The sequence below is a fragment of the Nocardioides solisilvae genome (assembly GCF_003194625.1).
Lineage (GTDB): Bacteria > Actinomycetota > Actinomycetes > Propionibacteriales > Nocardioidaceae > Nocardioides > Nocardioides solisilvae.
On sequence record NZ_QHKX01000003.1, the window covers coordinates 797,961 to 806,538 of the forward strand.

Consider the following 8,578-nt stretch of genomic DNA (forward strand, 5'->3'; position numbering starts at 1 on the left):
CACCCAGAGGTGGCAGGGTGGCGCCGTGAGCGAGCTGATCGTCCCGCACCGCTTCTGCGGCCCCGCCCGGTCCGGCAACGGCGGCTGGACCGCCGGAGAGCTGGCGGCCCACGTCGAGCACGGCTGCCCCGAGGACCGGAGCGAGGCCTGGCCGCCGATCCGGGTCCGGCTGCGGATGCCCCCACCCCTCGACCAGGTCCTCACCGTCGTCGAGGAGGCCGACGCGGGCGCCGGCGGCGTCCTCGTCACCCGGCTGCTCGACCCCGCGGGCGCGCTGGTGGCGGACGCCGTGCTGGTCGACGAGGCCGAGCCCGACCACGCGCTCGTCGCCGTGGCGCCCGTCGCGCCGGAGGTCGCCCGCGCCGCGGAGACGGCGTACGAGGGCCTGACGGACCATCCGTTCCCCCGCTGCTTCACCTGCGGACCCGACCGGGAGCCCGGCGACGGGCTGCGGATCTTCCCCGGCCCGGTGGCGGGCGGCGACGACCCCGCCCAGGGCCCGGGCCGCCGGGTGGCGGCGACCTGGACGCCGCACCCCAGCCTCGCCGAGGACTGGCACGCCTACGTCGACGGCGCGCAGCGGACCGGGCTCGCCGCGACCTGGGCCGCGCTCGACTGCCCGGGCGCCTGGGGGGCCGGCATGGAGGGCCGCTCGATGGTGCTCGGCACCATGACCGCGCGGGTCGACGCCCTGCCGGTGGTCGGCGAGGAGCACGTCGTGGTCGGCGAGGGCCGCCGCACCGAGGGCCGCCGGACCTGGACGGCCTCCACCCTCTACGACCCCGACGGGCGGGTGGTCGCCGTGGCCGAGCACGTCTGGGTCACCGTCGACCCGGAGGTCTTCGCATGAGCACGCCCGTCACTCCCGACGCCCGTCCCGCGGACGCCGCCTGGTGGCGGCAGGCGGTCGTCTACCAGGTCTACGTCCGCAGCTTCGCCGACAGCGACGGCGACGGGGTCGGCGACCTGCCGGGGATCACCTCGCGCCTGCCGCACCTGCGCGACCTGGGCGTGGACGCCGTGTGGATCACGCCGTTCTACCGCTCCCCGCAGCGCGACCACGGGTACGACGTCTCCGACTACCGCGACGTCGACCCGCTCTTCGGCCGGCTCGAGGACGCCGACGCGCTGCTGGCGCGCGCCCACGCGCTGGGGCTGCGGGTGATCGTCGACCTGGTCCCCAACCACACCTCCGACGCGCACCCCTGGTTCGTCGAGGCGCTGGCCGCGGCGCCCGGCTCCCCCGAGCGCGCCCGCTACGTCTTCCGCACCGGCCGCGGGGCGGACGCGAGCGAGCCGCCCAACAACTGGGAGTCGGTCTTCGGCGGCCCCGCCTGGACCCGGGTCGAGGGCCCCGACGGCCCGACCGACCAGTGGTACCTGCACCTCTTCGACTCCACCCAGCCCGACCTCGACTGGCGCAACCCCGAGGTGGGCGACATGTTCGAGGACGTGCTGCGGTTCTGGCTCGACCGCGGCGTCGACGGCTTCCGGGTCGACGTGGCGCACGGCCTCTTCAAGGAGGAGTCGCTGCGCGACCAGGAGCGGTCCGCCGAGGAGCTGGAGCAGGCAGGCCCGCACGAGATGGTCGAGCTGACGCTGGCCGACGAGCCGATGTGGGACCAGCCCGAGGTGCACGAGGTCTACCGCCGCTGGGCGAAGGTGCTCGACGAGTACGGCGAGGACCGGATGGCCGTCGCCGAGGCCTGGACCCAGACGCCGGAGTCGATGGCCCGGTTCGTCCGCCCCGACGAGCTCGACCAGGCCTTCAACTTCTCCTGGCTGCTCGCCCCGTGGTCGGCGAAGGCGTTCGCCGAGGTGGTCACCGGGACGCTGGAGGCCGTGGCCCCCGTCGGCGCCGCCCCGACCTGGGTGCTCAGCAACCACGACGTCGTCCGCCACCCCACCCGGTACGGCGGCGGGGAGCGCGGCCTGGCCCGCGCCCGGGCCGCCACCCTCACCATGCTGGCGCTGCCCGGGTCGTCGTACCTCTACCAGGGCGAGGAGCTGGGGCTGGAGCAGGTCGACGTCGCCCCGGAGCACCGGCAGGACCCGTCCTGGTTCCGCACCGGGGAGCCCGGTCGCGACGGCTGCCGGGTGCCTGTGCCGTGGTCGGGCGCGGAGCCGCCGTTCGGCTTCGGCCCCGACGGCAGCACCCCGTGGATCCCGCAGCCGGCCGGGTGGGCCGCCCTGACGGCGCAGGCGCAGCAGGGCGACCCGGCCTCGACGCTGGAGTTCTACCGCCGCGCCCTGGCCGTCCGGCGCGAGCACGCGCTCGACGCCGGCGACGAGGTCGCGCTGCTCGACCCGCTCGACGGGTGGGGCGAGGACGTCCTGGCGCTGCGACGGGGGCCGCTGACCGTGGTCCTCAACTGCGGCGACGGGCCGGTCGCCGTGCCCGCCGGGGAGCCGGTGGTCGCCTCCGGCCCGCTCGAGGCCGGGCTGCTGCCGCCCGACACCGCCGTCTGGCTGCGCTGACCCCGCGGCAGGGGCGGGTCAGAGGCCGGGCTCGAGCGCCTCGTTGTAGCTCTCGAGGCGCGCGACGAAGTCGGCCAGCGCCGCGTCGTCCCACTCCCCCAGCCGCTCCCGCAGGAGCGCCCGCCGGCTGGCGTGCACCTGCGCCATGCCCTGCACCGCCGCCTCGGTGGCGGTGAGGATGCTGGCCCGGCGGTCGTCGGGATCGGGGTCGCGCCGGACCAGCCCGAGGTCGACGAGCTGCTGCACCTGGCGGCTCACCGCCCCCTTGTCGAGCTCGAAGAGCTCGGAGATCACCGAGGGGCGCAGCGGGCCGCGGTCGGCGACGAGCGCCAGCATGAGGTACGCCGCGGGGTGCAGGTCGGGGTGGACCAGCCGGGCCCGCGCGCCGATCGCCCGGCGGGTCCGGCGGACCAGCCGGGCGACCTCGCGCTCGAGGCCGTCGAGGGTCTGGTCCCGGACGGGGTGCCGCTGCCCGGTCACCGCCGGCTGCCCTCCGCCTCCGGGGCCCCCTCGAGGGGCTCGTCCGAGAGGGCACCGGCGGCGTCGAGCTCGGCGCGCAGCTCCGGCGCCAGCTCGTCGTCGCGCAGGACGGTCTCGCGCAGCGGGACCTCCCTGATCGCCAGCACGCAGAGCAGCGCGACCACGGCGAAGGGGACGGCGACGAGGAAGAGGTGGGCGGACGCCTCGCCGAAGGCCGTCTGGAAGACCTCCCGGACGGGGCCGGGCAGGGTGTCGAGGTCGGGGATGGAGTGGCTGGACTCCTCCCCGCCCTGCACCCCGAGCCGGGCCAGGCCGGCACCGACCTCGTCGGCCACCTGGTGGGCGAGCACGGCACCGAGCGCCGAGACGCCCGCCGAGCCCCCGATCGAGCGGAAGAACGCGACCAGCGAGGAGGCGGCGCCCATGTCGGCCATGGCGGTGTTGTTCTGCACCGAGAGGACGAGGTTCTGCATCGTGGCGCCCAGGCCGACGCCCAGGACGGCCATGTAGAGGCCGACGAGGACCAGGGAGGTGTCCTTGTCGATCGTGGAGAGCAGCGCGAGGCCGGCGATCACTCCGACCATGCCGCCGACGAGGAACTTCTTCCACCGGCCGGTGTCGCTGATGATCCGGCCGGAGACGATGCTCGAGACGAGGAGCCCGCCGACCATCGCGATGGACATCAGTCCGGCGCGGGTCGGGGACATGCCGCGGGCGAGCTGGAAGTACTGGCTGAGGTAGACGGTCGAGCCGAACATCGCCACGCCGATCAGGACGGAGGCGGCGGTGGCCAGCGCGGTGGTGCGGTCGCGGAAGAGGCGCATCGGGATGATCGGCTCCTCGGCCACCCGGACCTCGACCCAGACGGCCGCGGCGACGAGCAGCAGGCCCGCACCGACGAGGCCGGCGGTCGCGCCGGAGACCCACTCGAACTGGTTGCCCGCGAGGGAGACCCAGACGAGCAGGAGCGAGACGCCGGCCATGATGAGGGTGGCGCCCAGGTAGTCGATGTGCACCTCTCGGCGGACGACGGCGGGCAGCCTGAGCGTCTTCTGGAGCACGACGAACGCGACCAGGGCGACCGGCAGGCCGACGAAGAAGCACCAGCGCCAGCCGAGCGTGTCGACGAGCAGCCCGCCGATCAGCGGCCCGCTCACGGTCGAGAGGGCGAAGACCGAGCCGATGTAGCCGGCGTACCGGCCCCGCTCCCGGGGACTCACCATGCTGGCGATGACCACCTGGACCAGCGCGGTGAGGCCGCCGACGCCGAGGCCCTGGAAGGCGCGCGCCCCGATGAGGACCTCCATCGAGGGCGCGAGGCCCGCGGCGAGCGACCCGATCGAGAAGATGACGAGCGCGACCTGGACCAGCACCTTCTGGTCGAAGAGGTCGGCCAGCTTGCCCCAGATCGGCGTGGTCGCCGTCATGGTCAGCAGGGTCGCCACCACCACCCAGGTGTAGCCCGTCTGGCTGCCCTCGAGATCGGCGACGATCACCGGGAGGGCGTTGGAGACGACGGTGCTGGAGAGCATGGCGACGAACATCGCCAGGAGGAGGCCGGTGAGGGCCTCCAGCACCTGGCGGTGCGTCATCTGGGGGGACTCGGTCACTGCATCACTCGCTTCTGGTCTGCCGGGAGGGGCGTGCGTTAGAAGGTTGCCGATGTCAACCTTATTCCCGGCCCCGGTCGGCGCCCGAATCGACGACGTCACGACGCGTTCTGGGCACTTCCGCCCCACGCGGACCTACGGTCGGGTATCAAGGGCGCATGCAGAAGATCCGGGTGTTCCTGCTCGACGACCACGAGATCGTGCGGCGGGGACTCCGCGACCTGCTCTCCGCGGAGGAGGACATCGCCGTGGTGGGCGAGGCCGGGACCGCGCGCGAGGGCCTGGCCGGCATGCTCGCCACGCCGCCCGACGTGGCCCTGCTCGACGCCCGGCTCCCCGACCGCTCGGGCGTCGACGTCGCCCGGGACCTGCGCGACCGGGCCCCGCAGGTGCGGACCCTCATGCTCAGCAGCTACGACGACGACGAGACCCTCACGGGCGCCTTCTCCGCCGGGGTCGCGGGCTACGTGCTCAAGGAGATCGCCGCGGACTCGTTGCTGGAGGGGATCCGCAAGGTCGCCGCCGGTCAGTCGCTCGTGGCGCCCGCCGTGGCCTCGCGGATGATGGAGCGGATGCGCCAGCAGCGCGCCCCCCAGCCGGCCGACGGCCTCGACAAGCTCACCCCGCAGGAGCAGCGGATCCTGCAGCTGATCGGCGAGGGGCTGACCAACCGCCAGATCGGCGAGCGCCTCTTCCTGTCGGAGAAGACGATCAAGAACAACGTCACCTCCGTGCTGGCCAAGCTGGGCGTGCAGCGCCGGACCCAGGCGGCCGTGCTGGCCACCCGCCTCCGCGGCTGACCACCCGGGCCGGCGCCGCCCGGCCACCGACGCAGCGACCGGCCCGTCCCCCTCGGGGCGGGCCGGTCCGCCGTCGCCTACAGCGTGAAGGTGGTCACCCGGGCCTTGAGCTGGCTGGCCATCGCGGCCAGGTCGCGGGCGGCCTGCATCGTGTCCTCCACGCCCTGGCGGGTGTCCTCGGCCGCGGCGGCGACCTGGGAGACGTCGGCCGAGATGCCGCTCGCCCCCGAGGCCGCGTCCGTCACGCTCCGCGCAATCTCGTTGGTGGTGGCGGTCTGCTCCTCCACCGCCGAGGCGATCGTGGTCTGGATGTCGTTGATCCGGCTGATCACGTCGGTGATCTCCGCGATCGCCGTCACCGCACCCCGCGTGTCGGACTGGATCGCCTCGATCTTCTGACCGATGTCCTCCGTGGCCCGCGCCGTCTCCTTCGCCAGCTCCTTGACCTCGTTGGCCACCACCGCGAAACCCTTCCCGGCATCACCGGCCCGAGCCGCCTCGATCGTGGCGTTCAACGCCAACAGGTTCGTCTGCTGGGCGATCGAGGTGATCACCTTGATCACCTTCCCGATCTCCGCCGACGACTCACCCAACGACGCCACCGTCCCCCGCGCCGACGAGGCCACCCCCACCGCCGTCGTGGCCACCGTCGCCGCCTCCGTCGCATTCTTCGCGATCTCCCGGATGCTCGCCGTCATCTCCTCCGCAGCCGTCGCCACCGTCTGGATCGACGCCGACACCTGCACCGAGGCCCCCGACGCCGACCCCGCACGCTCCGAGGTCAGCAACGCACCCTCACCCATCCCCTGAGACAACGCCGACAGCTGCTCAGCCGCCACCGCCAACGAGTCGGCCGTCCCCCCGATGTCACCCAACGACCCACGCAACGTCCGCAGCACCTCACCCAGACCCTGCGCCAGCTGACCGATCGCGTCATCACCGGTCACCGGCATCTCCCGCGTCAGGTCACCCTCACCAGCAGCCCGCACCACCCCCAGCACCAGGTCCACCTTCGAGGCCAGCTCCGCAGCCGCAGCCCGCTCCGCCTCGTCCCGCTTGATCCGCGCCACCGCCTGCGACACCAGGTCACCGATGTTGCGCAGCGTCTCGACCCGCTGGGGGGTGAGGTCCGTCGGCTCGTCGCTGAAGAAGTCGAGGGTGGCCACCACCCCATGCGAGCCGCGCACGGGCAGGCTGACCCCCTGGGTCACGTGGACACCGTGCTCCCGCATCTCCTGCACGAAGCTCTCGGGCAGGTCGGAGGAGTCGACCTGCAGGACGTCCTCGCGAGCCCAGGTGCGGCCCTGGATCCCACGACCGCGCGGGAAGACGGCCTGGCGCAGGATCGCCTCGACCCGCTCGCCGACCTCGCCGGTGACGCTGACGAAGCGCAGCTGCTGCGCCTCCTCGTCGACCTTCCAGGCCGAGGAGTACTGCCAGTCGAACTCCTCGCAGACCACCCGCTGGGTGCGCCGCAGCGCGTCGTCGAACGAACCGGCGGCGCCCAGGGCGCCGAGGACGCGGTTGACCGCGGCGGTGTCGGAGGCGGCCTGCAGCGCCTCCTTCTCGACCTGCAGCTTCTCGGTGACGACCTCGCAGTTGACCATCATCCCGATGTACTCGCCGTCGCTGTTGTGGATGGCGGAGAAGAGGATGTCCAGGGTCTCCGGGCCGACCCGGCGCTCGGCGCGCAGCGGCAGGTTCTCGGGCAGCAGCTGGTCGACCTGCGCCTGCCCCTCGGCGCTCTGCGTCTCCTCGGTGCCCGTGTTGAGCAGGTCCACGCTCAGGCCGAGCATCTCCTCGGCGGTGATCGGGATGTAGGGCTCGAGCCGGCGCATCGTCTCGAACGCCGCCGGGTTCATGTAGGTGATGACGCGGTTGCGGTCGGCATACATCAGCGGCAGGGGCGAGCTCTCCATCATGGCGTTGGCGCGGTGCAGCCGGCGCTCGGCGCGGACCCGGTCGGAGATGTAGACCCAGGCCACCATGACCCCGTTGAACTCGCCGTCCTCGCGATAGGTCGCGCTGACCGTCATCTCGGCGTACTCGTTGCCGATCATCAGCTGGTTGGTGAAGGGGAGCTCTTCGGGGTTGTCCCAGTAGTACTCCACCTCGTCGACATCGCCGATGAAGGTGAAGAGCGGCTTCACGTCGGAGCCGATCAGCTCGTCGACCTTGTAGGGCATGAATGCCTCGACCGGACGGAGCTCGTCGACCGCCAGCTTGTTGGCATACCGGATCCTGCGGTTGCGGTCGGTGAGGAAGACCCGGGCCGGCATGGCGTCGAGGAGCTCGCGCTCCTCTGGCGTCGTCCCCTGGACCACGAGCTCGCGCGCGAGCCCCTCGCCCTCGACGGGGTCGGCCGTCGAGGTGACGTCGGTCGTCGAGCCGGGCACGGCAGCCGGCACACGCTCGCGGTCGGCGTGCCCGTTGAGCTGCACGGGGTGGGCAAGGTCGGTCATCGGGTTCCTCCGTGAGTACTGCTGGTGTGCGTGGCCGCGTGCGGCGTCGTGGGGGTCCCGACCGTCATCAACGGACTCAGACCGTGAAGCGCCCGACGAGGGCGCGCAGCTGGCCGGCGATCGCGGCCAGGTCGGTGGCCGATGCCATGGTGTTGCTCGCCCCCTGACGGGTCTCCTCGGCGGCGGTCGCGACCTGGGTCACGTCGGCCGAGATGGCGGTGGCACCGGCAGCGGCGTCGCCGACGCTCCGGCCGATGGCGTTGGTGGTGGCGGTCTGCTCCTCCACCGCCGAGGCGATCGTGGTCTGGATGTCGTTGATCCGACTGATCACGTCGGTGATCTCCGCGATCGCCGTCACCGCACCCCGCGTGTCGGACTGGATCGCCTCGATCTTCTGACCGATGTCCTCCGTGGCCCGCGCCGTCTCCTTCGCCAGCTCCTTGACCTCGTTGGCCACCACCGCGAAACCCTTCCCGGCATCACCGGCCCGAGCCGCCTCGATCGTGGCGTTCAACGCCAACAGGTTCGTCTGCTGGGCGATCGAGGTGATCACCTTGATCACCTTCCCGATCTCCGCCGACGACTCACCCAACGACGCCACCGTCCCCCGCGCCGACGAGGCCACCCCCACCGCCGTCGTGGCCACCGTCGCCGCCTCCGTCGCATTCTTCGCGATCTCCCGGATGCTCGCCGTCATCTCCTCCGCAGCCGTCGCCACCGTCTGGATCGACGCCGACACCTGCACCGA

Annotated in this window: 8 protein-coding genes; 4 read left to right on the forward strand and 4 right to left on the reverse strand. The window is 72.8% G+C overall.

What is annotated here, in order from left to right; genetic code table 11:
- The first annotated feature begins 25 nt into the window (after positions 1–25).
- Positions 26–850 (forward strand): hypothetical protein, encoded by an 825-nt coding sequence (locus DNK53_RS15190; protein ID WP_204163944.1) that lies wholly within the window; start codon positions 26–28, stop codon positions 848–850.
- Positions 847–2,478 carry a glycoside hydrolase family 13 protein gene (locus DNK53_RS15195; protein WP_110183112.1) on the forward strand — a complete coding sequence of 544 codons (1,632 nt, stop codon included), beginning with the start codon at positions 847–849 and terminating at the stop codon, positions 2,476–2,478. The genes DNK53_RS15190 and DNK53_RS15195 overlap by 4 nt, the downstream gene beginning before the upstream one ends.
- Before the next feature lie 18 nt (positions 2,479–2,496).
- On the opposite strand, the gene DNK53_RS15200 is transcribed toward DNK53_RS15195, so the two are convergent.
- Positions 2,497–2,958, reverse strand: a complete 462-nt coding sequence (locus DNK53_RS15200) for a MarR family winged helix-turn-helix transcriptional regulator (protein ID WP_110183113.1) — start codon at positions 2,956–2,958, stop codon at positions 2,497–2,499.
- The gene (locus tag DNK53_RS15205; RefSeq protein WP_239456555.1) at positions 2,955–4,568 is read right to left on the reverse strand and encodes an MDR family MFS transporter; all 1,614 of its coding nucleotides are present in this window, start codon (positions 4,566–4,568) and stop codon (positions 2,955–2,957) included. Before DNK53_RS15205 ends, DNK53_RS15200 begins: the two co-directional genes overlap by 4 nt.
- 158 nt (positions 4,569–4,726) lie before the next feature.
- Here DNK53_RS15205 and DNK53_RS15210 point away from each other — a divergent pair, with 158 nt between their 5' ends.
- Positions 4,727–5,368: a response regulator gene (locus DNK53_RS15210; RefSeq protein WP_110183114.1), complete on the forward strand. Its 642-nt coding sequence runs from the start codon at positions 4,727–4,729 to the stop codon at positions 5,366–5,368.
- A gap of 77 nt (positions 5,369–5,445) precedes the next feature.
- Here DNK53_RS15210 and DNK53_RS15215 read toward each other — a convergent pair whose 3' ends face one another.
- Positions 5,446–7,830, reverse strand: coding sequence for a methyl-accepting chemotaxis protein (locus DNK53_RS15215; RefSeq protein ID WP_239456556.1), 2,385 nt, complete (start codon positions 7,828–7,830; stop codon positions 5,446–5,448).
- Positions 7,831–7,906: 76 nt separating this feature from the next.
- Positions 7,907–8,461 carry a methyl-accepting chemotaxis protein gene (locus DNK53_RS15220; RefSeq protein ID WP_239456569.1) on the reverse strand — a complete coding sequence of 185 codons (555 nt, stop codon included), beginning with the start codon at positions 8,459–8,461 and terminating at the stop codon, positions 7,907–7,909.
- On the opposite strand from DNK53_RS15220, the gene DNK53_RS18205 reads away from it, so the two are divergent.
- The coding region (locus DNK53_RS18205; RefSeq protein ID WP_239456572.1) for a hypothetical protein at positions 8,376–8,578 on the forward strand (203 nt) is incomplete at its 3' end. The two genes, DNK53_RS15220 and DNK53_RS18205, sit on opposite strands and share 86 nt — an antisense overlap.